Source organism: Pseudomonas sp. URMO17WK12:I9, from assembly GCF_900230165.1.
GTDB lineage: Bacteria > Pseudomonadota > Gammaproteobacteria > Pseudomonadales > Pseudomonadaceae > Aquipseudomonas > Aquipseudomonas fulva.
The window spans coordinates 574,008-597,238 of record NZ_OCMQ01000002.1 but is presented as its reverse complement, the minus strand read 5'-3'; the positions used below and the strand labels follow the sequence as shown (position 1 = coordinate 597,238).

22 protein-coding genes are annotated in these 23,231 nt (G+C 61.9%); 11 read left to right on the top strand and 11 right to left on the bottom strand.

The window, feature by feature from the left end:
• Positions 1–22: 22 nt before the first annotated feature.
• From CRP40_RS07455 to CRP40_RS22160, 5 genes are all read right to left on the bottom strand, one after another.
• A complete protein-coding gene (locus CRP40_RS07455) occupies positions 23–1,897 on the bottom strand; it encodes a GGDEF domain-containing protein (RefSeq protein ID WP_027913231.1) in 1,875 nt (624 codons plus the stop codon).
• A gap of 95 nt (positions 1,898–1,992) precedes the next feature.
• On the bottom strand, positions 1,993–2,847 hold the full coding sequence (locus CRP40_RS07450) for an endonuclease/exonuclease/phosphatase family protein (RefSeq protein ID WP_027913232.1): 855 nt from the start codon (positions 2,845–2,847) through the stop codon (positions 1,993–1,995).
• An 11-nt stretch (positions 2,848–2,858) separates the two neighbouring features.
• Entirely contained in the window at positions 2,859–3,491 is a 633-nt protein-coding gene (gene dsbA / locus CRP40_RS07445; RefSeq protein ID WP_027913233.1) for a thiol:disulfide interchange protein DsbA, read from the bottom strand.
• Between the two features lie 151 nt (positions 3,492–3,642).
• Positions 3,643–4,260, bottom strand: a complete 618-nt coding sequence (locus CRP40_RS07440; RefSeq protein ID WP_027913234.1) for a c-type cytochrome — start codon at positions 4,258–4,260, stop codon at positions 3,643–3,645.
• A gap of 31 nt (positions 4,261–4,291) precedes the next feature.
• A complete protein-coding gene (locus CRP40_RS22160) occupies positions 4,292–4,564 on the bottom strand; it encodes a cytochrome c5 family protein (RefSeq protein ID WP_080992798.1) in 273 nt (90 codons plus the stop codon).
• A 228-nt stretch (positions 4,565–4,792) separates the two neighbouring features.
• Between CRP40_RS22160 and yihA the strand changes: the two genes are divergently transcribed.
• Positions 4,793–5,425, top strand: coding sequence for a ribosome biogenesis GTP-binding protein YihA/YsxC (gene yihA / locus CRP40_RS07430; RefSeq protein WP_027913235.1), 633 nt, complete (start codon positions 4,793–4,795; stop codon positions 5,423–5,425).
• A gap of 298 nt (positions 5,426–5,723) precedes the next feature.
• On the opposite strand, the gene polA is transcribed toward yihA, so the two are convergent.
• Positions 5,724–8,471: a DNA polymerase I gene (gene polA, locus CRP40_RS07425; RefSeq protein WP_027913236.1), complete on the bottom strand. Its 2,748-nt coding sequence runs from the start codon at positions 8,469–8,471 to the stop codon at positions 5,724–5,726.
• Between the two features lie 75 nt (positions 8,472–8,546).
• On the opposite strand from polA, the gene CRP40_RS07420 reads away from it, so the two are divergent.
• The gene (locus tag CRP40_RS07420; RefSeq protein ID WP_027913237.1) at positions 8,547–8,834 is read left to right on the top strand and encodes a DUF2782 domain-containing protein; all 288 of its coding nucleotides are present in this window, start codon (positions 8,547–8,549) and stop codon (positions 8,832–8,834) included.
• Positions 8,835–8,902: 68 nt separating this feature from the next.
• A complete protein-coding gene (locus CRP40_RS07415; protein WP_027913238.1) occupies positions 8,903–9,853 on the top strand; it encodes a homoserine kinase in 951 nt (316 codons plus the stop codon).
• 99 nt (positions 9,854–9,952) lie between these two features.
• Here the strand turns inward: CRP40_RS07415 and CRP40_RS07410 are convergent, their stop codons facing one another.
• A complete protein-coding gene (locus CRP40_RS07410) occupies positions 9,953–10,858 on the bottom strand; it encodes a zinc ABC transporter substrate-binding protein ZnuA (protein ID WP_027913239.1) in 906 nt (301 codons plus the stop codon).
• 66 nt (positions 10,859–10,924) lie between these two features.
• On the opposite strand from CRP40_RS07410, the gene zur reads away from it, so the two are divergent.
• From zur to CRP40_RS07390, 4 genes are all read left to right on the top strand, one after another.
• The gene (zur, locus tag CRP40_RS07405) at positions 10,925–11,410 is read left to right on the top strand and encodes a zinc uptake transcriptional repressor Zur (RefSeq protein ID WP_027913240.1); all 486 of its coding nucleotides are present in this window, start codon (positions 10,925–10,927) and stop codon (positions 11,408–11,410) included.
• A complete protein-coding gene (gene znuC, locus CRP40_RS07400; RefSeq protein WP_027913241.1) occupies positions 11,407–12,180 on the top strand; it encodes a zinc ABC transporter ATP-binding protein ZnuC in 774 nt (257 codons plus the stop codon). The genes zur and znuC overlap by 4 nt, the downstream gene beginning before the upstream one ends.
• On the top strand, positions 12,173–12,955 hold the full coding sequence (znuB, locus tag CRP40_RS07395; RefSeq protein ID WP_027913242.1) for a zinc ABC transporter permease subunit ZnuB: 783 nt from the start codon (positions 12,173–12,175) through the stop codon (positions 12,953–12,955). Before znuC ends, znuB begins: the two co-directional genes overlap by 8 nt.
• A gap of 125 nt (positions 12,956–13,080) precedes the next feature.
• Positions 13,081–13,788, top strand: a complete 708-nt coding sequence (locus tag CRP40_RS07390) for a PA5502 family lipoprotein (RefSeq protein ID WP_027913243.1) — start codon at positions 13,081–13,083, stop codon at positions 13,786–13,788.
• A 45-nt stretch (positions 13,789–13,833) separates the two neighbouring features.
• Here CRP40_RS07390 and katE read toward each other — a convergent pair whose 3' ends face one another.
• The gene (gene katE / locus CRP40_RS07385) at positions 13,834–15,969 is read right to left on the bottom strand and encodes a catalase HPII (RefSeq protein ID WP_027913244.1); all 2,136 of its coding nucleotides are present in this window, start codon (positions 15,967–15,969) and stop codon (positions 13,834–13,836) included.
• Between the two features lie 222 nt (positions 15,970–16,191).
• On the opposite strand from katE, the gene CRP40_RS07380 reads away from it, so the two are divergent.
• The 3 genes from CRP40_RS07380 to CRP40_RS07370 all read left to right on the top strand — a co-directional run bounded on the left by CRP40_RS07380 (position 16,192) and on the right by CRP40_RS07370 (position 18,705).
• Complete coding sequence (locus tag CRP40_RS07380) at positions 16,192–17,199, top strand: methionine ABC transporter ATP-binding protein (protein WP_027913245.1); 1,008 nt, start codon at positions 16,192–16,194, stop codon at positions 17,197–17,199.
• Positions 17,190–17,870: a methionine ABC transporter permease gene (locus CRP40_RS07375; protein ID WP_173645902.1), complete on the top strand. Its 681-nt coding sequence runs from the start codon at positions 17,190–17,192 to the stop codon at positions 17,868–17,870. Before CRP40_RS07380 ends, CRP40_RS07375 begins: the two co-directional genes overlap by 10 nt.
• Before the next feature lie 64 nt (positions 17,871–17,934).
• Entirely contained in the window at positions 17,935–18,705 is a 771-nt protein-coding gene (locus CRP40_RS07370) for a MetQ/NlpA family ABC transporter substrate-binding protein (RefSeq protein WP_027913247.1), read from the top strand.
• A 126-nt stretch (positions 18,706–18,831) separates the two neighbouring features.
• On the opposite strand, the gene CRP40_RS07365 is transcribed toward CRP40_RS07370, so the two are convergent.
• A complete protein-coding gene (locus CRP40_RS07365; RefSeq protein ID WP_027913248.1) occupies positions 18,832–19,464 on the bottom strand; it encodes an SCO family protein in 633 nt (210 codons plus the stop codon).
• Between the two features lie 356 nt (positions 19,465–19,820).
• On the opposite strand from CRP40_RS07365, the gene CRP40_RS07360 reads away from it, so the two are divergent.
• Entirely contained in the window at positions 19,821–20,462 is a 642-nt protein-coding gene (locus tag CRP40_RS07360) for a hypothetical protein (protein ID WP_027913249.1), read from the top strand.
• A gap of 53 nt (positions 20,463–20,515) precedes the next feature.
• On the opposite strand, the gene CRP40_RS07355 is transcribed toward CRP40_RS07360, so the two are convergent.
• On the bottom strand, positions 20,516–22,048 hold the full coding sequence (locus CRP40_RS07355) for a SulP family inorganic anion transporter (RefSeq protein ID WP_027913250.1): 1,533 nt from the start codon (positions 22,046–22,048) through the stop codon (positions 20,516–20,518).
• A 190-nt stretch (positions 22,049–22,238) separates the two neighbouring features.
• Positions 22,239–22,958: a carbonic anhydrase gene (locus CRP40_RS07350; protein ID WP_023532649.1), complete on the bottom strand. Its 720-nt coding sequence runs from the start codon at positions 22,956–22,958 to the stop codon at positions 22,239–22,241.
• Positions 22,959–23,231: the final 273 nt, after the last annotated feature.

Here is a 23,231-nt window from a genome sequence, read left to right as displayed (position 1 = left end):
CTCGCCCTTGCCAGGCGCTCGGTCAGTGCTGCTCCACGCAGTTGCGCCCCCGTTGCTTGGCACGGTAAAGCGCTGCGTCGGCACGCTTGAGCACCTGATCGGCCACCTCGCCAGGCCTGAACGCGCTCAGCCCGATGGACGTGGATACCACCACCCGCTCCCCCTTGAAGTGAAACGGGCAGGCCTCTACGGCAAGGCGCATCGTTTCGACGACCTGTAACGCGTCTGCCGGGGAGGTGTCGGGCAGCAGCAGCACGAACTCCTCGCCCCCGAAGCGGGCAATGAAATCCTGGCCTCGCAGCCGTTTGCGCAACTGTTCGGCCACGATCTTCAGTACCTTGTCACCGGCCAGATGCCCATAGCCGTCGTTGATCTGCTTGAAATGATCCAGGTCCAGAATCGCCATGGCCAAGTCGCCGCCGTTTTCCTGCCAGCGCTGCATCTCGCGCTCGATTTGCTCGCTCCAGGCCGCACGATTGGGCAAGCCGGTCAGTGGGTCGAGCAACGCCTTCTGCCGCTGCTCCTCCAGGTGCTCACGGTAACCCAGCGCTTCCTGCTCCATGCTGGCCACGCGCTCGGACAGCCCCTGCAGACGCCCAGCCAGCGCCTGCTCGCGGCGATCGCGCTCGTGCTGGTGCTGGTCCATCGTCATCAGCAAGCCTTCGAGCCGGCTTTCGAGCAGGTGCTTCAAGCTCGATACGTCTGCGGCGCCTTGCATGTCGGTTTGCAGCCCGTCCACCTGCTCACGCAATTGCGTATCCAGTTCGCGTGCCGCACTGCTGTTGTCGGCGTGACCTGCGCTGGCGGCCTGCAAGTGGCCGTGGAAACCCTCGAGCCGCTCATTGAGCAATTGCAGATAGGTTTCGAACTCATGCTGGCCGCTGTCGGTGATCGCCAGCAACAACACGGCAAGATCATCCAGCACCGGAATCAACTCGTACCAGTTCATGCCGCGCGCCACCCGTTCGCGCATCGCCTGCGCCTGCGCCTTGTGGCGGTCCGGCAGGCTCAGGTCATCCAGCAGACCGAGCAGCGTCTGCTCGATATGGGCGGCCACCTGGCTGTATGGCGGCTCGACTGCGTAGGGCAGGGCATAGGCCTCTTGGTCAGACAACGTGACATCAGCCAAAGGGGTCGAATCATCCTCACCCCCACTTTGCAATGGCACGCCCATTGCCGGACCAGGTGCCTGGGGCACGGGCGGCGGCTCGCCACCCGACATTTGTTCAGACTCGATCAGTGACGGGGACGCATCGCTGTCCTCATGCCCATCGTGCTGAGGGACAATGGACGCTTCCTGAACCAGGGGCTGCGAGGCAGCAGGGACGAGGCCCGGCGCCTGCTCGCTGGCGGCCTCGACAGGCGCCAGGTCATCGCGACCTTTGAACAACCGCTGCAAAAAGCCGCCCCGCGAACTGGCTTCGGGCCTGTCCAGCGCGGCCAGCGCACGCCCTTGCAGCCCACTGAGTTCCCCCAGCAGCGGCGGCAGATCGCGAGACTGGGTTACACCGGCCTCCAGCCGCTTGGCAAGCTTCTTCAACGGCCTGGAGACATCGCTGGTCAACGGCAGGCCTTGCAACTGATCAACCAGTGCCGTCAGCGCATCGCCCACTTGGTTCATGCGGGTTTCGCGGCGCTGCTCAGACTCCAGTACCGCTTTTTCAAGACGGGGGATAAGGCCGGCAAGCCCGGCATCCATGTTGTCACTGCGAATGACCTCGCGCATTTCCTTCATGCACTGGTCGACGACCTTGTCGCTGCCCTCAGCGGCTAACGTACTGCGAACCAGGCCTCGGCGCAGCAAGTCCAGGCGCGCCTCCCAGCGACGTTCGAGCTTCTCCTGTTGCTCAATGCTTATCAGGTATTTTTCTTTCCAGCGCTCGGCTTCTTCGGTCATGCCTGTGTCCGCACGGGTGATACAACTGGGGCTGTCTGATACACACTGTCGGCGCGTGCCCGGGACACTTGAGGGCAAGCGAGGCGTCAGTTGATTCAGCTCAAGGCCGGCAGCGTATCCACAGTCAATGCATCAGGCAATCGGATCTCGACGGCCACAGGAAGATGGTCGGAAATCGGCTGGGCCAGCACCTCGACCCTTTCCAGGGTAAGGCTCGGGCTGAGCAGGATATGGTCCAGGCAGCGCTGTGGTCGCCAACTGGGGAAGGTGGCCTCCACCTGAGGCGCAATCAGGCCAAGGTCGCGCAACGGTGAATGCTCGAGCAGGTCGGTAGCATGGGTGTTCATGTCCCCCATCAACACCTGATGGCGATACCCGCCGATCAGTTCGCGGATGTAGGCCAGCTGCAGTGCACGGGTCTTGGCGCCCAAGGCCAAGTGCATCATGACTACGATCAGCGCATCCTCACCCTCGCCGAAGCGCACCAGGATAGCCCCGCGCCCTGCTGGGCCAGGCAGTGGGTGATCCTCGAGTTGGTGAGGCTTCAAGCGACTGAGTACGCCATTACTGTGCTGAGCGAAGCGCCCAAGGTTGCGATTGAGCTGTTGGTACCAATAGGGGAAGGCACCCAGTTGGGCCAGATGCTCGACCTGATTGACATAGCCCGAGCGCAAGCTGCCCCCATCCGCCTCTTGCAGGGCCACCAGATCGAAGTCCCCAAGCAACTTACCGATTTTCTGCAAGTTGCTGGCTCGGCCAGTGTGCGGCAGCAGGTGCTGCCAGCTGCGCGTCAGGTAATGCCGATAGCGCTCGGTACTAATGCCCACCTGGATGTTGAAGCTGAGCAGCCGCAGACGACCATCTTCTGGCAAGCCGGGGGCTTGCAGGTGATGCTCGTTGACCTGCGGCTGGGGCAGGGCAACGCCGCGCGTGACCCGTAGGCGAGGCATGGGTGCGCTGCCTATTTGGCAGCGCGCTCCTTGTCGATCAGCTGGTCGGCCACGTTGAGGACGCCCTCTGGTCCGCCAGCGGTGCCCAGGTCGAAGCGGTACTTACCGTTGACCACCATGCTGGGAACGCCCGTGATTTCATACTTCTTGGCCAGTTCTTTCGCCTGGTTGACCTGGCCCTTGATGGCGAAAGAGTTGTAGGTGGCCAGGAACTTGTCCTTGTCCACCCCCTGCGTTGCCAGGAAAGCGGCCATGTCTTCTGGGTCTGTCAGGCGCTTGTGCTGGTTCTGGATGGCGTCGAATACCGCCGCGTGCACCTTGTGCTCGACGCCCATCGCTTCCAGAGTCAGGAACATCTGGCCATGGGCATCCCAAGGGCCACCGAACATGGCAGGCACACGCTTGAAGTTGACGTCCTCGGGCAGCTTGTCGACCCACGGGTTGATGACAGGCTCGAAGTGATAGCAATGCGGGCAGCCATACCAGAACAACTCGACCACTTCGATCTTGCCAGGCACGGAAACCGGAACCGGGTTGCTCAGCTCGACATACTCCTTGCCGGCTACAGGCTCTGCGGCCTGAACGGAAGTCATACCAAGTACGCTGGCAGCGACCAGCGCAGCGCTGAGAATCAGTTTACGCATGCTTTACTCCTGAGCAGTCATGGGTCGCCACGGCACGACCTGGATTGAGACAGGCCGGGAAGGGCTCTAGTTCTGTAGTGTAACGGCTGCGGACGAAAAAAAGGGCAGCCGCGCCGCCCTTTCATCTTTGGCTTTCAACATTAACCGGGCATTAATGCAGGCCCTGGATGTAGCTGGCCAATGCCTCGATGTCATGGTTACTGAGCTTCCCGGCGATGGTGCGCATGGTCATGGCATCCCCATCGTTGGTGCGATTGCCTTCACGGAAGTCCGTCAGCTGCTTGCTCACGTACTGGGCATGCTGCCCGCTCAGGTGAGGGAACCCGGCCAGTGCGATACCCGCCCCGTCAGGCGAGTGGCAGCCCGTGCAGGCCGGCATGCCCTTGTCCAGGTCGCCACCGTTGAACAGCGCACGCCCGCGCTCGACCAGCGCAGGGTCGGCCGCGCCCACGCTGCTTTTCTGGCTAGCGAAATATGCCGCAATGTCGGCCAGGTCCTGGTCGTTGAAACCGGCCAGCATGCCGGTCATCTCCAGCACGACGCGTTTGCCGGACTTGATATCGTGCATTTGTTTTTCGAGGTAGCGCTGGCCTTGACCTGCCAGCTTGGGGAAGTTCGGTGCCAGGCTATTGCCATCTGGGTTGTGGCAGGCCCCGCAGACGGCCGTCTTGGCCTGACCTGCGGCGGCATCGCCTTTGACGGGCTGCGCAGCAGTGGCCGCACCTGCGACACCCAGGCTCAACAGCAGACTCACGACTAGTTTGTTCATCAGCTAATCCAACACGGCTAGGGGTGAAATGTTATGTATCGGGACTGCCATTCATCCAAAGGATGACCAGACGGTAGTCCTCGGCACTGCAGTCCATGCACAATCCACGCGGCGGCATAGCCTTGAAACCCTGAGCATTGTGCCGTGCCGAGATATTCATGCATTGCGCCAGATCAGGATTCAGGTTGCCCGATCGCCCCTCTGGGCTCATGGAGCAGGCGTTCGCTGTACCCGCCGCGCACACGCGGTTGTACAACACCTCGGAATCCTGTGTAGCCTGTGCGCTGAAAACCGGCAGGAACAGACCGACAGCAAGCGGCCATTGCGTATTGCGCCATGACGTTCAGGGTTGGGGGCCGCGCTGCGTTCTAATGCGCAAGCTCATGTTCGACACCCCATGCTCGTTCCCCAAAGCCGGGAGAAAGAGCACACAAAAACTGGGGCATTATATACTTCCGCCACCCAAACGGAAACGACACCGCTTGCCAGGCCCCGCTCAACAGGGGGCTGGCATCACCACATCGGATATCCCATGCAAGTCAAGAACCCCATCCTCGGCCTGTGCCAGAAAGCCAAATTCGCCCTCAGCGCTGCCAAGGTCGAACAATGCCCGGACGACCAGGGTTACGAGGTGGCCTTCGCCGGCCGCTCCAACGCCGGTAAATCCAGCGCGCTGAATACGCTGACCCACGCCAGCCTGGCCCGCACCTCGAAAACGCCCGGCCGCACCCAGTTGCTGAACTTCTTCAGCCTGGATGACGAACGCCGCCTGGTCGACTTACCGGGCTACGGCTACGCCAAGGTGCCCATCCCCCTCAAGCAGCACTGGCAGCGCCACCTGGAAGCTTACCTGGGCAGCCGCGAATGCCTGCGTGGCGTGATCCTGATGATGGATGTCCGCCACCCGATGACGGATTTCGACAAGATGATGCTCGATTGGGCCAAGGCCAGCGGCATGCCCATGCATATCTTGCTGACCAAGGCCGACAAGCTCACCCATGGCGCCGCCAAGAACACCTTGCTCAAGGTGCAATCGGAGATCAGGAAAGGCTGGGGCGAAGGCGTGACCATCCAACTGTTCTCGGCCCCCAAGCGCCTGGGCCTTGAAGACGCCTACCGCGTGCTGGCCGACTGGATGGAGCTCGAAGACAAGCCTGTCGCCTGAGGGCCAAGGCCCGCGCCAGGCAAATTTCAGGCAAAAAAAACCCCGGACTTCGTATGGGGAGGGGGAAGTTCGGGGTCCAAGCCCGGACCGCTAGGGCGGGGTCCGGATATCTGCCAACACTTAACACAACATAGGAGCATCGAACGGCTTCACCAGCCATTCAGGTACTCTGAGTTGCAGTTCACTGCTTTAGTTCCTGGGGCCTGGAACTATTTGCGACAGTTTCATGAAACCGGTTGTGACAGCCCAGGGCGACTGTGACGGCAAACCGCACCACAACGCCCCTTGGCCCGCGCAATCAGTGGGCTTCGTCCCAGTTTGCGCCCACACCGGCCTCGACCAGCAACGGCACGTCCAGTTGCGCCGCCTGACTCATGTGCTTTCGAATTTCATCTTTCACCAGATCCACGAGGTCTTCGCGCACCTCAAGAACAAGTTCGTCGTGCACCTGCAGGATCACCCGCGCATCCAGTGCGCTTTCGGTCAGCCAGTTGTCCACATTGACCATGGCGCGCTTGATGATGTCGGCAGCCGTACCCTGCATCGGCGCGTTGATCGCCGTGCGCTCGGCTCCCCGGCGCAAGGCTGGGTTCTTGGCGTTGATATCAGGCAGGTAGAGCCGGCGACCAAACAGGGTTTCCACGAACCCCTGCTCTGCGGCCTGGGCACGGGTACGCTCCATGTAGGCCAACACCCCTGGATAGCGTGTGAAGTAACGATCGATGTAATCCTGGGACTGCTTGCGGTCCACCCCGATCTGCTTGGCGAGACCAAAGGCGCTCATGCCGTAGATCAGCCCGAAGTTGATCGCCTTGGCGCTGCGCCGCTGGTCATGGGTGACCTGTTCGAGCGCAACGCCAAATACTTCGGCCGCCGTCGCCCGGTGCACGTCCAGATCGTTCTGGAACGCGTGCAGCAAGCCTTCGTCCTTGGCCAGGTGCGCCATGATGCGCAGCTCGATCTGGGAATAGTCGGCGGCCAGCAGCTTGTAGCCAGGGCTTGCGATGAAGGCCTGGCGGATTCGCCGGCCTTCGGCCGTGCGGATCGGAATGTTCTGCAGGTTCGGGTCACTGGACGACAACCGGCCCGTGGCCGCCACTGCCTGCTGGTACGACGTGTGGATTCGCCCCGTGCGAGGGTTGATCTGCCCCGGCAGCTTGTCGGTGTAGGTGCTCTTGAGCTTGCTCAGGCTGCGGTACTGCATCAGCACTTCAGGCAGTGGGTACCCTTGCTCGGCCAGCTCGTCCAGCACAGCTTCTGCCGTCGATGGCTGGCCCTTGGCCGTCTTGCTGATCACCGGCATGCCCAGCTTGTCGTACAGGATCGCGCCCAGCTGCTTGGGCGAACCCAGGTTGAATTCCTCACCAGCCAGTTCGAAGGCCCGCTGTTCCAGCTCGGCCATCTTCACACCCAGCTCGCCGCTCTGGACGTGCAACAGCGCCGCATCGACCAACGCGCCCTGGCGCTCGATCTTGGCCAGCACCGGCACCAGCGGCATTTCGATGTCCGTGAGCACCGACTGCACACTGGGGGTCTTGGCCATGTGCGCCTGCAATGCCTGGTGCAGGCGCAGGGTGATGTCGGCATCTTCGGCCGCGTAGGGGCCGGCCTTGTCCAGATGGATCTGGTTGAAGGTCAGCTGCTTGGCACCTTTGCCTGCGATGTCCTCGAACGCAATGGTGGTATGCCCAAGGTACTTTTGCGCCAGGCTGTCCATGTCGTGCCGCGTGCCGGTCGAGTTGAACACGTACGATTCAAGCATGGTGTCATAGGCCACCCCCTGCACCTGGATCGCGGGAGAACCATTGGCAAGGATGTTGATGTCGTACTTGGCGTTCTGGCCGACCTTGGCTTTTGCCGGGTCCTCCAACAAGGGCTTGAGCGCGAGCAGAACGGCCTCACGGTCCAACTGGGCAGGGGCGCCTTCGTAGTCGTGCATCAAGGGGACGTAGGCCGCTTCATGGGGCTCGACGGCGAAGGAAATCCCTACCAGCTGGGCGCGCTGCGCATCGAGGCCGGTGGTTTCGGTATCGAACGCGAACAGCGGTGCCTGGCGCAGTTTCTCAAGCCAGGCGTCGAAGCGGTCCTGGTCAAGGATGGTTTCATAGCGGGCCTCGACCATGGCCGCCGGGGCCTCTACCGGGGGCAACTGGTCCCCTTCCCGAGCCGCATCGCGCTGCAGGTCGGCAATCCAGCTCTTGAACTCCATTTCGGTATACAGCGCCAGCAGCGCCTCGCGGTCTGGTTCGCCGCACACCAGCGCATCGACTTCGATGTCCAGCGGCACATCGATCTTGATGGTGGCCAGCTCGTACGACATGAAAGCCGCTTCACGGTGTTCTTCAAGCTTGGCGGGCAGGCTCTTGGCGCCTCGAATGGGCAGCGCAGGCACCTTGTCCAGGTTCGCGTACAGGTCGCTGAGCCCCCCGCCGATCCCGGTCAACAGCCCGACGGCGGTCTTTTCACCCACACCAGGCACACCTGGAATGTTGTCCACCTTGTCGCCCATCAGCGCCAGGAAGTCGATGATGTGCTCGGGGCCGACCCCGAATTTCTCGTGCACGCCAGCCACGTCCAGCACGCTACCGGTCATGGTGTTGACCAGGGTAATGTGCCCGTCGACCAGTTGCGCCATGTCCTTGTCGCCGGTGGAAATGATGACCGGCCGGTCCAGCGCCGCGCTGCTGCGTGCCAAGGTACCGATGACATCGTCAGCTTCGACCCCTTCGACGCACAACAGTGGGTAGCCCATGGCCTTGACGCTGGCATGCAGCGGCTCGATCTGCACCCGCAGATCGTTAGGCATGCTGGGGCGGTTGGCCTTGTAGTCGGCGAACAGAGTGTCGCGGAACGTGCCGCCCTTGGCGTCGAACACCACGGCGAACAAGCTGTCTGGGTACTGCCTGCGCAGGCTCTTGAGCATGTTGAGCACACCCTTCACCGCACCGGTTGGCATGCCCTTGGACGTGGTCAGCGGGGGCAAGGCATGGAAGGCGCGATAAAGGTAGGAGGAACCGTCCACGAGGACGAGGGGCGCTTGGCTCATGAGCAGAATCAACCTTTTCGACGGGTCCGGCGCTAGAATAGCCAGAATCATTGACGACAAAGGGACTAGGTTATCATGCGTACACTCAATCGCCTGTTACTGCTCTGCCTGATGGCAGGTCTGCCCGTCGTTACCTTGGCGGCGGATGACGCGCCCTCGGCCGATCCCGAGGTGACCATTCGCACGGAAGGCGACAAGACCATCCAGGAATATCGCCAAAACGGCTTCCTGTATGCGATCAAGATCACGCCCAAACATGGCAAGCCTTACTTTCTGGTACGCGCCGATGGCTCCGATGGCAATTTCATTCGTTCCGACCAGCCGGACATGCTGATTCCGTCCTGGAAGATCTTCGAGTGGTAATCTGACGCGCACCGTTCACATCAACCCGGCACTTCGGCCAGAAGTGCCTGCATGGGCAATCTTTCATCATGTCAGTCTTCACCCCCGTGACCCGGCCTGAGCTGGAAACCTTTCTGGCACCTTATGAGCTGGGTCGCCTGCTCGATTTCCAGGGTATCGCCGCCGGCACCGAGAACAGCAACTTCTTCGTCAGCCTCGAACAGGGGGAGTTCGTGCTGACGCTGATCGAGCGTGGGCCCAGCGAGGACATGCCGTTCTTCATCGAGCTGCTCGATACCCTGCACACGGCCCGGATGCCAGTGCCCTACGCCATTCGTGACCGTGACGGCCATGGCCTGCGCGAACTATGCGGCAAACCGGCGTTGCTGCAACCCAGGCTCTCGGGCAAACACATCAAGGCGCCCAATGCCCAGCATTGTGCCCAGGTCGGTGAACTGCTCGCACACATTCACCTGGCCACCCGTGAACACATCATCGAGCGCCGCACGGACCGAGGCCTTGAGTGGATGCTGGCCGCCGGGGCTGAACTGCTGCCGCGCCTGAACGCCGAGCAGGCGAGCCTGCTGCAACCGGCGCTGGATGAAATCGCCGCCCACCAGGCGCAGATCCTGGCACTGCCCCGGGCGAACCTGCATGCCGACCTGTTCCGCGACAACGTGATGTTCGAAGGCACCCATCTGTCCGGGGTCATCGACTTCTACAACGCCTGCTCGGGGCCGATGCTGTATGACATTGCCATTACCCTGAACGACTGGTGCCTGGATGCGCAGGCCGGCATCGATGTACCGCGCGCCCAGGCCTTGCTTGCCGCCTACGCCGCATTACGGCCGTTCACAGCAGCCGAAGCCGAACTCTGGCCACAGATGTTGCGCGTTGCCTGCGTGCGGTTCTGGCTGTCTCGCTTGATCGCGGCGGAGTCCTTTGCTGGCATGGATGTGATGATCCACGACCCAAGCGAGTTCGAGGTGCGCCTGGCGCAGCGCCAGCAGGTGGCCGTGAAGCTGCCGTTCGCCCTCTGATCCAAACCCTGGCGGCAGGCCCTGTGCGCCTGCCCATGGGGCAGAAGGCATCAGGCGCTGCCCCGGGCGCCCACCCAGATATGCAGCCGCAGCGTACCTTTACAGCTGCTCCAGGCAGCTCGCCAGGTCGCCCCCTAGCTTGTCGAGCAATCGCTCGTAGCCTTGCGCATCTACCGGATCGGTGCCACCCAGCGCATCGAGCTCGGCCAGGCGCACCGGCAGACCGGCTGTCAGGGTTTCGGCCAGCCGGGGGCGCAAGGGCGGCTCGCTGAAGACGCAAGTCTTGCCCACTTCCTGCAGCCGCTTACGCATGGCGGCCACGTGCTGAGCGCCGGGCTGCACTTCGGACGCCACGCTGAACACGCCGGTATGCTTGAGGCCATACTCAGCCTCGAAATAATCGAAGGCCTCGTGGAACACGAAGTAAGGCTTACCGGCCACACCCGCCACCCGAGCCTTGATGCGGGTGTCGAGCGCGTCCAGGCGCTGGGTGAAGGTCGCCAGGTTACGCGTGTAGCGGTCGGCATTGGCAGGGTCCACGCTGGCGAGATCGGCGGCCATTTTCCCGGCGATCACCCGGGCGTTCACCGAAGACAACCACAAGTGCGCATCCAGGCTGCCTGGGCGGTGATCATGGTCATGGTCGTCGTGGTCTTCGTCGTGGGAATGGCTGTCCTCGCCAAAGTGACGCAGCTTCATGCCCGGCAGCGACTGTACCGCGACGGTCGTCTTGCTGCGGCTGGTCAGCACCTTGGGCAAAAAGCCCTCCATGTCCGGGCCTATCCAGTACAGCAAATCCGCCTCCGCGACCCTGCGCACGTCCGAGGGACGCAGTGCGTAATGGTGAGGCGAGGCACCCGGCGGCAACAGCACTTCAGGGCTGCCGACGCCTTCCTGCACAGCAGCGGCGATCTGTTGCAGAGGCTTGATGCTGGTCAGCACATGCACGTCAGCGTGGGCGGAAAATGCGATGAAAGCGACAAACAGGGTAAGGAATCGGGCCACGGTAGGTACTCGAATCGTCAGAAACAGGTAACATAATAACGTCTCTATCCAGAATCGTCGCTGCCCATGTCCATTACGCCGCTGGCCACCCGTCCTCATGACCATTCCCATTGCGTGCACAGCGCCCTGGCTGAAGCCGACGCTCTGTGCGCTCGTCAAGGGCTGCGCCTGACGGCGCTGCGCCGCCGGGTACTGGAGCTGGTGTGGCAGAGCCACAAACCGCTGGGCGCCTACGACATCCTGGCGGTGCTGAGCGAACAGGATGGCCGTCGCGCGGCGCCGCCAACGGTGTACCGCGCGCTGGACTTCCTTCTGGAAAACGGTCTCGTGCACCGCATCGCTTCGCTCAACGCCTTTATCGGTTGTAGCCATCCCGAGCATACGCACCAGGGGCAGTTTCTCATTTGCCGACTGTGCCATATCGCCATTGAGCTGGAGCAGGCGAGTATCAGCGATGCCATCGTCGGCAGCGCCAGGCATGTAGGTTTCACGGTCGAGAACCAAACCGTCGAGGTCGTGGGCGTGTGCAGCAACTGCAAGGACGCGGCATGAGCGACGCGCTGATCCGCCTGGAGCAGGTTGGCGTCACCTATGGCGGGGAGGCCGTGCTCGACAGCATCGACTTGGCAGTCGCACCCGGCCAGATCGTCACCCTGATCGGGCCCAATGGAGCGGGCAAGACCACGCTGGTCCGCGCCGTGCTGGGGCTACTCAAGCCACACCGCGGCTCGGTATGGCGCAAACCCCGGCTGCGCATTGGCTACATGCCGCAAAAAATCCAGGTCGACGCCACGCTGCCGTTGTCGGTGCTGCGCTTTCTGCGCTTGGTACCTGGCGTGGATCGCGCAGCGGCCCTGTCGGCGCTTCAGGAGGTCGGCGCCGAGCACGTGATCGACAGTCCCATCCAGACTGTGTCCGGGGGTGAAATGCAGCGTGTGCTGCTGGCCCGTGCGCTGCTGCGAGAGCCGCAGTTGCTGGTGCTGGACGAGCCGGTCCAAGGCGTTGACGTAGTAGGGCAAACGGAGCTGTACAACCTCATCACCCGACTGCGCGACCGCCTGGGTTGCGGCGTATTGATGGTTTCCCACGACCTGCACCTGGTCATGAGTGCGACCGATCAGGTGGTGTGCCTGAACCGCCATGTGTGCTGCTCCGGTCATCCCGAACAGGTCAGCGGTGACCCGGCATTCGTCGAACTGTTCGGCCAGACCGCACCCAGCCTGGCCATTTATCACCATCATCATGACCACAGTCACGACCTGCACGGTTCGGTGGTCGCCCCAGCCCCCCATGTTCACGGAGCGCACTGCAAGCATGGCTGATTTTCTTCTCTACGCCCTGCTCGCTGGTCTGTCCCTCGCGCTGGTAGCTGGCCCCCTTGGCTCGTTCGTCGTCTGGCGGCGCATGGCCTACTTTGGCGACACCCTGTCCCATGCTGCTTTGCTGGGTGTGGCCCTGGGCTTCGTGCTGGATGTCAGCCCCACATTGGCCGTCACCGTGGGCTGCCTGTTGCTGGCGATTTTGCTGGTGACCTTGCAGCAACGCCAGCCTCTGGCATCCGACACGCTGCTCGGTATCCTGGCACCCAGTACCTTGTCCTTGGGCCTGGTGGTGCTGAGCTTCATGCACGACGTGCGCATCGACCTGATGGCTTACCTGTTCGGGGATCTGCTGGCCATCAGCCCGACCGATCTTGCCTGGATTTTGGGCGGCAGCGCCCTGGTACTCGTACTGATCGCCGTCTTGTGGCGCCCCTTGCTCGCCGTCACCGTCCACGAAGAACTGGCAACGGTCGAAGGGCTACCGGTTGCAGCGTTGCGCATGGCGCTGATGCTGCTCATCGCCGTGGTCATCGCGGTGGCCATGAAGATCGTCGGCGTCTTGCTGATCACCTCTTTGCTGATCATTCCGGCGGCAGCCGCTCAGCGGCATGCGCGCTCTCCCGAGCAGATGGCCGTAGGCGCCAGCGTCATAGGCGTGGTAGCGGTCTGCGGCGGGCTGGCCTTGTCATGGTTCAAGGACACGCCTGCCGGTCCATCCATTGTGGTGTGCGCTGCGGTGCTATTCTTGCTGAGTCTGGCCCTGCCCAAACGGTGAGCGACAGGCGTCCAAGTCCTGCCTTGCAACCTTCGGCGGAGTAAAGGGTCTGTAAGACCAGTTTTCGAGCGTGCGCACCTGGGTGTAGACTTGCTCGCTTTTTGCGCAAATAGAGAGCCGCAGGAATGAAGCCGTTTGCCTCCCGTTGTCTGCTTGTTGGCGTCTTTTCCCTGTTCCTTGCCGCGTGCTCCCATGCACCGGTCGAACAGGCCAGCACGCCTGCCCAGCCTGATGCATGGCAGCAGTTGCAACAAAATATCGCCAGCAACGAGCTGGCCACCGCAGAAGACCAACTGGTCTCCCTGCAAGCGCAGTCGCCTGGCGATGGCCGCGTCGAGCAATACCAGCGCGAGCTGGCCGAAGCCTACCTGCAACGCAGCCAGATCATGTTGCAGAAGGGTGACGTGAATGCGGCGGTCACAGCCCTGGCGCGCGCGCGCGCACTGATGCCACAGGCACCGGCGGTCACTGGCGGTGATGCCGTTTCACAAGCGCGCAAGGCCGAGCTGGCCAAGGCCGAAGCCGCACTCAAGGCTGCCGAAGCCAAACCCAAGGCTCGAGTGATCGACCCCAGTGCGCCCAGTACGGTGATTGCGTTGGAAACCACCGACATCCAAGCCATGCGCCAGCAGCTCGATGACATCGCCGCCGACGTGGTCAATTATGGTTGCGATGTGGTGTTCCAGGTGCCACGCAGCGCGGATGCGCCGTGGCTGAAGACATTGCTGGCCAAGCGTGTTCGCAAGATCGACAGCACCTTCGACCTGAAACAAAAGCACGACATCCAGCGCGCGTTGCCCGCTCAGGTGGTGCTGGTACCCCACCAGCGCTAGGCCCGTGGATAGGGGCTGCAATGCAGCCCCTGACACGCGGAGGGTTTAAGCAGGAACCGCTTCGGCAGCCGCTTCACGCTCCCATACGCGATGCCCTTCCACTGCCTTGACGAACGCGTCCATGGCCTTCTGGTCGTCGCCGGTCAGCAGACCCTTGTCTTCCTTCAGGCCCAGCGTTGCAAGCAGTTCCTGGGTCAGCACCATCGCCTTGAGATGCTTGTAGCCCTCAAGCAGGAAGTGCTTGGCCAGGCCACTGGCCGCCATGGCATCGGTGGACGCCTTGCCAGCGGGTACGACGATGCCATCGAACATGATCGACGGCATGCCTTCCATGGAGGCATCTACCGGCAGTTGCGTACCGTCGGCGGCCTTCACAGGCGCCGAGGTCGGGCCCAGCAGCATGGGGCGAGCGCTCTGCGCCTCCAGGGCCTTGACCATCTTGTCGACGCTGGCGGCATCCACGCCGTTGGCGATCAGTACAGCGATCTTGCGACCCTTGATCCCGACCTTGCCCGGATGGTTCATCTGGCTCAAGGCTGGCGATTCGGCCAGCTGGCTGCCCTTGACCTTGACGGTACCGGCTTTAGGGGCTGGCAGGCCCAGGTTTTCCGCCACGGCTGCTGCCAGCTTCAGGTCGATGTTGGCGAGAATCTCATTCACCTGGCGTGCACGTATGTGCTCACGCTCAACCTTGCCCAATTCGAAGCTGTAGGCTTTGATGATGTGCTGCTGCTCGGTCGGGCTCATGCTCTGGAAGAACAGGCGTGCCTGGGAGAAGTGATCACCGAACGAATCGCTGCGCTGGCGAATCTTGTGCGCATCGACGCGCTCCTGATACGTCTCGAAACCGCCGTCGCGTGGGCCGGGCGGGGTTTCCTTCGGCCAGCCGCCGTCGATGGAGTTGGGCTCGTAGGCGGCGCGGCCTTTGTGCACGATATGCTGGTGCATCGCATCGCGCTGGTTGTTGTGGTTCGGGGCAACCGGGCGATTGATCGGGATCTGGTGGAAGTTTGGGCCACCCAGGCGGCTGATCTGAGTATCGGTGTAGGAGAACAGGCGACCCTGCAGTAACGGGTCATTGGTGAAGTCGATGCCCGGCACGATGTGGCCTGGGCAGAAAGCGATCTGCTCGACCTCGGAGAAGAAGTTGTCCGGGTTGCGATTGAGCACCATCTTGCCCAGCGGGGTGACCGGGACCAGCTCTTCAGGGATGATCTTGGTCGGGTCCAGCAGGTCGAAGTCGAACTTGTGCTCGTCGGCCTCAGGCACGATCTGCACGCCGAGTTCCCATTCCGGGTAGTCGCCGGTTTCGATGGCTTCCCACAGGTCACGACGGTGGTAGTCGGTGTCCTTGCCCGCCAGTTTCTGCGCCTCGTCCCACAGCACGGAATGCACGCCCTCGCTGGGCTTCCAGTGGAACTTGACGAAGTGGGCCACGCCTTCGGCGTTGACCAGACGGAAGGTGTGCACGCCGAAACCTTCCATCATGCGCAGGCTGCGTGGGATGGCGCGGTCCGACATGGCCCAGACGACCATGTGCGCCGATTCAGGCACCAACGAGACAAAGTCCCAGAAGGTGTCGTGGGCCGAACCGCCGGTGGGGATCTCGTTATGCGGCTCGGGCTTGACGGCGTGTACGAAGTCCGGGAACTTGATGGCGTCCTGGATAAAGAACACCGGCATGTTGTTGCCGACCAGGTCGAAGTTGCCTTCATCGGTATAGAACTTCACGGCAAAGCCGCGCACGTCGCGCACCGTGTCACCGGAGCCGCGCGGCCCCTGAACGGTGGAAAAGCGCACAAATACCGGGGTGATCTTCTCCGGATCTTGCAGGAAACCGGCCTTGGTCAGTTCGGCGTGGCAGCCATAGCTCTGGAAATAACCATGGGCACCGGTGCCTCGTGCATGGACGATCCGCTCCGGGATGCGCTCATGGTCAAAATGGGTGATTTTCTCGCGCATGATGAAGTCTTCAAGCAGCGAGGGGCCGCGGTCGCCGGCCTTCAAGGTGTTCTGGTTGTCCGAAATGCGCACACCCTGGTTGGTGCGCAGCGCCTGCCCGGTGGCATCGCTGCGGTCTGCTTCCAGGCTCTGCAACTTGGCATTGGTATTGGCCCGATCCGGGGTCTGAGTACCTGCGGCCTCGCTGTGCTTCGGCGCATCCTTGTTCTTGCTGGGCATGGTTGGCTTTCCTCATCAGTCTTCGGGCGCCCGATCGGGCTTGTCCAGTTAGTGACCCGGGCACAAGAGCGAGCGTTCCATCGGGATGACCAGCTGTCGCCATATAGCGTTCTGATTGGTCAGAGGCAAAATAAATGCTAAGAACAGCGGTTATAAAAGGCTAAAATGCGGCCCCCAGCCCACCGCTGAATCAATTTCCATGCGCCCCACAAGGTTCGCTACGTGATCGAGTTCCAACAGGTACACAAAACTTACCGCGTTGCCGGTAGAGAAATTCCCGCCCTGAATCCGACGACCCTGACGATCGAGGATGGCCAGGTGTTTGGCCTGATCGGCCACTCCGGGGCCGGCAAGAGCACCATGCTGCGCCTGATCAACCGCCTGGAAGAGCCTTCCGGCGGCAAGATCATCGTCGACGGTGAAGAAGTGACCGCGTTCAATGCCACCCAATTGCGCGGCTTTCGCCAGCAGGTCGGCATGATTTTCCAGCATTTCAACCTGCTGGCGTCCAAGACCGTCGCCGACAATGTCGCCCTGCCACTCACCCTCGCTGGCCAATTGTCGCGCGCCGAGATCGACAAACGCGTGGTCGAGCTTCTGGCCAGGGTCGGTCTGTCGGACCATGCGCGCAAGTACCCTGCGCAGTTGTCGGGCGGTCAAAAGCAGCGCGTCGGCATTGCCCGTGCGTTGTCCACCAACCCGAAGATTCTGCTGTGTGACGAAGCAACCAGCGCCCTGGACCCGCAGACCACCGCCTCGGTACTGCAGCTGCTGGCCGAGATCAACCGTGAGCTGAAGCTCACCATTGTGCTGATCACCCATGAAATGGACGTGATCCGCCGTGTCTGCGACCGGGTGGCAGTAATGGACGCCGGCCAGATCGTCGAGCAGGGCTCGGTGGCGGACGTGTTCCTCCATCCGCAGCACCCCACCACCAAACGCTTCGTGCAGGAAGACGAGCAAGTCGACGAAGGCGAGCAGCGCGACGATTTCGCCCATGTGCCAGGCCGCATCGTGCGACTGACCTTCCAGGGTGACGCGACCTATGCACCGCTGCTGGGCACCGTCGCCCGTGAAACCGGCGTCGACTACAGCATCCTTGCCGGGCGTATCGATCGCATCAAGGACGTCCCCTACGGCCAGCTCACACTTGCCCTGATCGGCGGCGACATGGAAGCGGCCTTTGCCTGCTTCAAGGCTGCTGATGTTCATATGGAGGTATTGCGTTGATGGACGCCCTGAGTTTCTTCGCTAACGTCGACTGGGCCGAAATCTGGCTGGCAACCGTCGATACCATGATCATGCTGTTCGGCTCGCTGTTCTTCACCGTACTGCTCGGCCTGCCACTCGGTGTGCTGTTGTTCCTGTGCGGCCCGCGGCAAATGTTCGAACAAAAGGGCGTGTACGCGTTGCTGTCGCTGGTGGTCAACATCCTGCGCTCGCTGCCGTTCATCATCCTGCTGATCGTAATGATCCCTATCACCGTGCTGATCACGGGTACATCGCTAGGCGTGGCAGGTGCGATCCCGCCGCTGGTGGTGGGTGCTACCCCGTTCTTTGCACGTCTGGTCGAAACCGCCCTGCGCGAAGTGGACCGCGGCATCATCGAAGCTACCCAGTCGATGGGCGCCACCACGCGCCAGATCATCACCAGCGCGCTGTTGCCTGAGGCCCGGCCAGGGATCTTCGCCGCGATCACCGTCACGGCCATCACGTTGGTTTCCTACACCGCCATGGCCGGTGTCGTGGGTGCCGGTGGCCTGGGGGACCTGGCGATTCGTTTCGGCTACCAGCGCTTCCAGACCGACGTCATGGTCGTGACCGTGGTGCTGCTGCTGGTGCTGGTGCAGGTCCTGCAAAGTGTCGGCGACCGGCTGGTTGTGCATTTTTCCCGTAAGTAACCCCAATGGGGTCGGCTCGACCGACCCGTTCGGGGGCCGTCGCGGCCCTCACAAGGAGTGATCAATGAAGAAGCTGCTTGCTGTCGCTGCCGCCATCGCGGCCTTCTCGGCCCAGGCCGATACCCTCACCGTCGCCGCTACGCCGGTGCCGCATGCCGAGATTCTCAATGTGGTCAAGCCGCTGCTGGCCAAGCAAGGGGTGGAGCTGAAGGTGAAGGAATTCACCGACTACATCCAGCCAAACGTACAGGTGGCGGAAAAGCGTCTGGACGCCAACTTCTTCCAGCACCAGCCTTACCTCGATGAGTTCAACAAGGCCAAGGGCACTGACCTGGTGAGCGTGACTGGCGTGCACATCGAACCGCTGGGCGTTTACTCCACCAAGATCAAGAAGCTCGACGAACTCCCGTCCGGCGCCACCGTAGTCATCCCCAACGATGCCACCAACGGTGGCCGTGCTCTGCTGCTGCTGGACAAGGCTGGTGTCATCAAGCTCAAGGACAACACCAACATCCTCTCCACTGTGAAAGACGTTGCCGAGAACCCGAAGAACATCAAGTTCCGCGAACTTGAAGCGGCCACCATCCCGCGCGTGCTGACCCAGGTCGATGCCGCCCTGATCAACACCAACTATGCACTGGAAGCCAAGCTGAACCCGGAAAAGGATGCGCTGGCCATCGAGGGCAGCGATTCGCCTTACGTGAACATCCTCGTCGCGCGTCCGGACAACAAGGACAGCGAGGACATGAAGAAGCTGGCAGCCGCTCTGCATTCGCCTGAGGTGAAGCAGTTCATCACCGAGAAGTACAAAGGCGCTGTAGTACCCGCGTTCTGAGCCTGCGCCCTGGGTCGCCTGGCGACCCAGGGTAAGGTTGCTACTGGCGCGTGACACAAGCACGGGGGCAATGCGCCTGTGCTATCGCCCCAGAGGCCAGGCTCCGCGCAGGGCCCTGAGCGATGCTCAGTCGCCCTGGACCAGACCAGGTAGGCGGGCCACCAATTTCTGGCTGTCGAACGGCGCACGAATGAAGCCACGCTGACGGCCGTCCGGGCCGACGATGGCCAGGTTGCCGCTGTGGTCCACGGTGTAACCGGGCTTGCTGGTATCGGCTGGGATGAAGGGAATGCTGAGCGCATTGGCCAGCTTCTGAGTGTCTTCCACGGAACCGGCCAGCCCCATGAAGTCCTTGTCGAAATAACCCAGGTACTGCTTGAGCTGGTTCGGCGTGTCGCGGTTGGGGTCCACGCTCACCAATACCACCTGCAAGCGGTCCAGCGCCTGCTTGGGCAGTTCACTCTTTACCTGCCGCAGCTGCGCCAACGTGGTGGGGCAGATGTCCGGGCAGTAGGTATAGCCGAAGAACAGCAGCGACCACTTGCCTTTCAGCTGGTCCAGCTGCACCGGCTGGCCATCCTGGTTGGTCATGGTCACGCCAGCCACCGTCCGGCTTTGCGGCAGCAGGATGATGCCAGCATCGATAAGCTCGGTGGCGCTCGGGGCGCGTTTGGCGTTGAGCACATTGTTGAGGATCAGGCCCATGATCACAACGATCAGGGCAGCGATGATGAAGACGGCTTTCTGGGTTCGGGTCATGGGCTCGGTAACAGGTTGAGGTCGACGATCGCTGTGGCGAACAGCGCACAAGGTAGGCAGTAGGGTACGCGATGCCGACATGCTGCGCATGCGGCGCGGCGCCACGGCCTGCACTGGCCTTTTCAGGCTGCCCGGAAGGATCAGCACGGTGGGCGAGGCTCTTCATGAAATGAACTTCATCCGCCGCCTCAAGGCTCTAAACCGGTGTAATTGAAGGAAAACCGTCAGGCAGGGAACGCCATATATGCTGGATGCCACAGGGATTGGATCCGTTTATAACAAATGGATCTTAACTTAATTGAATATCCAGCTAAGTTAGTGTCTTCCGTTTGAAACGTTTTGTCCTTGGAGTTGTCATGAACATCGCTGCTGTACGCGAGCAGGTGAATCAAGCCCATCAACATGAAGGCCAGACCGGCCAGCTGAAAAAACGTCTCGCGCTGCAACTGCCGCACCTGCACCCGTCCATTCAATTGCCGGAGCAGGGTGCTCAGGACACGCTGGCGCGCTTTGTGGGTGCCTACATCGATCAAGTGCCGGAACTGCTCGAAGCGGCTCATGAGGTGGCGCGTGAAGCCGGCATCGAGTCGCAGATCACGCCGGTGCTGAAGATTGCCGAGGCTTACTTCCTGCAGCCGCCCAGCGTGATGCAAGGGCATGTCGGCCTGGACTGCCTGTTGGATGAGGCCTATCTGGCCCATCGCCTGGTGGAGGAGGTGAACGACCTGTACATCCGGCACTTCCAGCAGCCGCTCATCCCCGTCGATACCACCGTTGCCAACCTGATCGCTCACCAGCTGATCGGCGAGGCGTTCGCCAATCAGCTCGACGAAGTGGTGCACCATTCGGTCGATGAAATGCTCGACGACGAGAGCTTCGCCGCCGAATCCGTAGAGGCCTACCGCGAGAAGCTGAGCAGCCCTGAAACCGGCGCCGCCTGGAAACGTTGGCCTTGCTTGTCACGTCAGCTGGGCGTGGAGCTCGGCCAGCCAGCCTGAGCAGGGCCAGGCTGGCTGTTCTTGCGATGGCCGGCCTGGGCCACGGCCCGCTGTCAGGCGCCGACGCCGGACGTGGTACGTAACCGTCCCTCTACCCGCCGTTTCAAGCGCTTGTGCTCGACGCGAAGCTTGGAGCCATTGGCTGCATTGCTGCGGCTCCAGTCTTCGAGCAACTCCAGGCAGGCGTGGTCGATGTAACTGAGGTTGCCCAGCGGCACATGCAAGGTGGTGCCGGCCGGTACGCCGTCGAGCACCTTGGTCAGCGCCGGCACCTTGAGGAAGGTGGCCGCGCCGCTCAGGCGAAGTTCCATGTGCCCGGCCTTGGGCAGGTCCACCAGGTTGATCTTCAGGCGTGCTGCCTTTAAGGCGAGCTTGAGCAACGTCAGGGCAAAGCCCAGCAAGACGCCCGTGAGCAGGTCGGTGAAGATGATCGCCAAGGCGGTGGCCGCATAGGTGAACATCGGCATCCGGCCATAGCGTCCAAGGCCCCGGAAGGCTTTGAGATCGACCAGTTTTATCCCGGTAAACACCAGCACCCCGGCCAGGCTTGCAATCGGGATCTGCTGCAAGATGCTGCTGAGCACCACCACGAACGCCAACAGCCACACGCCATGCAGAATCGCCGAAGCCCGGGTTTGTGCGCCGGCCTGAACGTTGGCCGAGCTACGCACGATCACGCCGGTCATGGGCAGCGCGCCCAGTACGCCACACAGCATGTTGCCGATGCCTTGGGCCGAGAGTTCCCGGTCGAAATTCGAGCGCTGGCCACTGTGCATGCGGTCCACCGCTGCGGCGGACAACAAGGTTTCGGCGCTGGCGATGAATGCCAGTGCGAAGGCAGCCACCAGCAGGCTAGGGTCGGTCAGTTTCATCAGGTCATCGAGCCGAATCCAGTCGATGGCCTCGGACAAGTCCGCCGGTACCTCCACGCGATTCACCGGCAGCGCCAGCCACAGGCTGATGGCAGTCATGGCCGTCACACCCAGCAATGCCCCCGGAATGAAGCGCAAACGCTGTGGCCGCAACCGTTCCCAGCCCCACATGATGACCATGGTACCCAACCCCAATGCACCGGCCTGCCAACCCATGCCTGCGCTTTGCAGGGGCAATGCCCCAGCGACGGTTGCCGGGAACGCCAGCAGGTTCTGCATGCCCGACGGCTGAGGCGCCGTGTCGAACATCACATGGACCTGCGACAGCACGATCAGTACCCCGATACCCGCCAGCATGCCGTACACCACCGCAGGCGCCGTCACTCGAAACCAGCAGCCCAGGCGCAGGCGCCCGGCCAGCAACTGCAGTATCCCTGCCAGGAGCAGAATCGGCCCGAGCATGGCCATGCCGTGCTGGCGCACCAACTCAAAGACCAACACCGCCAGCCCAGCTGCCGGTCCGCTGACCTGCAACGGGGAACCGGCAAGAAAACCGACGACAATGCCGCCGATGATACCGGTGATCAGTCCCTTGGCCGGCGGCATACCGGAGGCAATCGCAATGCCCATGCACAAGGGCAGGGCCACCAGAAAGACCACTACCGAGGCCAGCAACTCACGCGGCAGGGCCGCTTTCAGCTGTGTAATGTTCACCGTATTACTCCTTTCTCTATCGCACGGCCATTCCTCTGGCCGCGGGCACGTTTAGCCCCGACAGGCGCGCGGCAGCAAGCCGCCAGCGCAGAAGCCGGCACACCAGTCAGGGAATTCAGGGCAGCAGACGGCCACGCCACACCCCAGCGGGGTGTAGCCGGCCATCAAGGTTCAGCGGTGGTCGGGTCGCTTAGTAGCGGCCTCTCGGCGTAGCGCAGGGCACTGGCTGGTCTGCCGACAGCGGCAGGAAGCTGTCGCTCAAGGCGTCGTAGGCTTCGATCTTGCTCGTCTCGATGTCGTACACCCAACCATGGATATACAGCTCGCCAGCGGCAAGGCGCGAAGCAACGGAGGGGTGCGTACGCAGGTGATGCAGCTGGGCGATGACGTTTTCCTTGGTCAGCACCTGCATGTTCTCGTGCTCGGTTTCGCACGTGCAGTTGTTCTCGACCACGGTGCGGGCTACTTCGGCATGACGCAGCCATGCGCTGACGGTCGGCATCTTGGCCAGCGACTGCGGGTTGAGCACGGCGCGCATGGCGCCGCAGTCGGAGTGACCGCACACGATGATGTGATGCACCTTCAACGCCATGACGGCGTATTCGATGGCGCTGGAAACGCCGCCGTTCATCTGGCCATAAGGCGGGACCACGTTGCCGACGTTGCGAGTAACGAACAGATCGCCCGGCGAGCTTTGCGTGATCAGCTCCGGCACGATGCGCGAGTCGGCGCAGGTAATGAACATGGCGCGCGGCGTTTGCGCCGTGGCGAGCTTCTTGAACAGCTCTTGCTGCTCAGGAAAAACGTCATGATGAAAGCGCAGGAAGCCGTCGACAATGTGCTTCAGGGCGGCATCGGCGCTCTCCGCAGGGACCTGCGGCACGACCTTGGATGGGTCCTTTACGGGCATGATTCATCCTCTTGACGGTGAGTAGGCAAATCCATTTTACCGGTGAAAGATTCTGGCAATGCTGGGATTTAGATGACAGGCATTGAGCATAAATCACAGTCGGTGTGGACTGATTTCCTACGCTAGCCGGGAAAACTTAACTGAAACTTAATTCGGAGGCTCTAGAACGGGCGTTCCAGATGATCAGGAGGGAGTTTCAATAGTAGCAAAAAAGCATCAATTGCCAAGTACCATGACTGCAATTATTTGCTCGGATTAGTGAGGCTGGGGATT

Excerpts from the sequence above, each read along its gene's own strand:
- CRP40_RS07350 (WP_023532649.1), bottom strand. The coding sequence starts at position 22,958 with ATGCCCGTAAAGGACCCATCCAAGGTCGTGCCGCAGGTCCCTGCGGAG.
- CRP40_RS07390 (WP_027913243.1), top strand. The coding sequence starts at position 13,081 with ATGAAGCCGTTTGCCTCCCGTTGTCTGCTTGTTGGCGTCTTTTCCCTG.
- CRP40_RS07415 (WP_027913238.1), top strand. The coding sequence starts at position 8,903 with ATGTCAGTCTTCACCCCCGTGACCCGGCCTGAGCTGGAAACCTTTCTG.
- katE (WP_027913244.1), bottom strand. The coding sequence starts at position 15,969 with ATGCCCAGCAAGAACAAGGATGCGCCGAAGCACAGCGAGGCCGCAGGT.
- dsbA (WP_027913233.1), bottom strand. The coding sequence starts at position 3,491 with ATGCGTAAACTGATTCTCAGCGCTGCGCTGGTCGCTGCCAGCGTACTT.
- CRP40_RS07450 (WP_027913232.1), bottom strand. The coding sequence starts at position 2,847 with ATGCCTCGCCTACGGGTCACGCGCGGCGTTGCCCTGCCCCAGCCGCAG.
- CRP40_RS07360 (WP_027913249.1), top strand. The coding sequence starts at position 19,821 with ATGAACATCGCTGCTGTACGCGAGCAGGTGAATCAAGCCCATCAACAT.
- CRP40_RS07440 (WP_027913234.1), bottom strand. The coding sequence starts at position 4,260 with ATGAACAAACTAGTCGTGAGTCTGCTGTTGAGCCTGGGTGTCGCAGGT.
- zur (WP_027913240.1), top strand. The coding sequence starts at position 10,925 with ATGTCCATTACGCCGCTGGCCACCCGTCCTCATGACCATTCCCATTGC.
- CRP40_RS07365 (WP_027913248.1), bottom strand. The coding sequence starts at position 19,464 with ATGACCCGAACCCAGAAAGCCGTCTTCATCATCGCTGCCCTGATCGTT.
- znuC (WP_027913241.1), top strand. The coding sequence starts at position 11,407 with ATGAGCGACGCGCTGATCCGCCTGGAGCAGGTTGGCGTCACCTATGGC.
- CRP40_RS07370 (WP_027913247.1), top strand. The coding sequence starts at position 17,935 with ATGAAGAAGCTGCTTGCTGTCGCTGCCGCCATCGCGGCCTTCTCGGCC.
- CRP40_RS07420 (WP_027913237.1), top strand. The coding sequence starts at position 8,547 with ATGCGTACACTCAATCGCCTGTTACTGCTCTGCCTGATGGCAGGTCTG.
- yihA (WP_027913235.1), top strand. The coding sequence starts at position 4,793 with ATGCAAGTCAAGAACCCCATCCTCGGCCTGTGCCAGAAAGCCAAATTC.
- znuB (WP_027913242.1), top strand. The coding sequence starts at position 12,173 with ATGGCTGATTTTCTTCTCTACGCCCTGCTCGCTGGTCTGTCCCTCGCG.
- CRP40_RS07455 (WP_027913231.1), bottom strand. The coding sequence starts at position 1,897 with ATGACCGAAGAAGCCGAGCGCTGGAAAGAAAAATACCTGATAAGCATT.
- polA (WP_027913236.1), bottom strand. The coding sequence starts at position 8,471 with ATGAGCCAAGCGCCCCTCGTCCTCGTGGACGGTTCCTCCTACCTTTAT.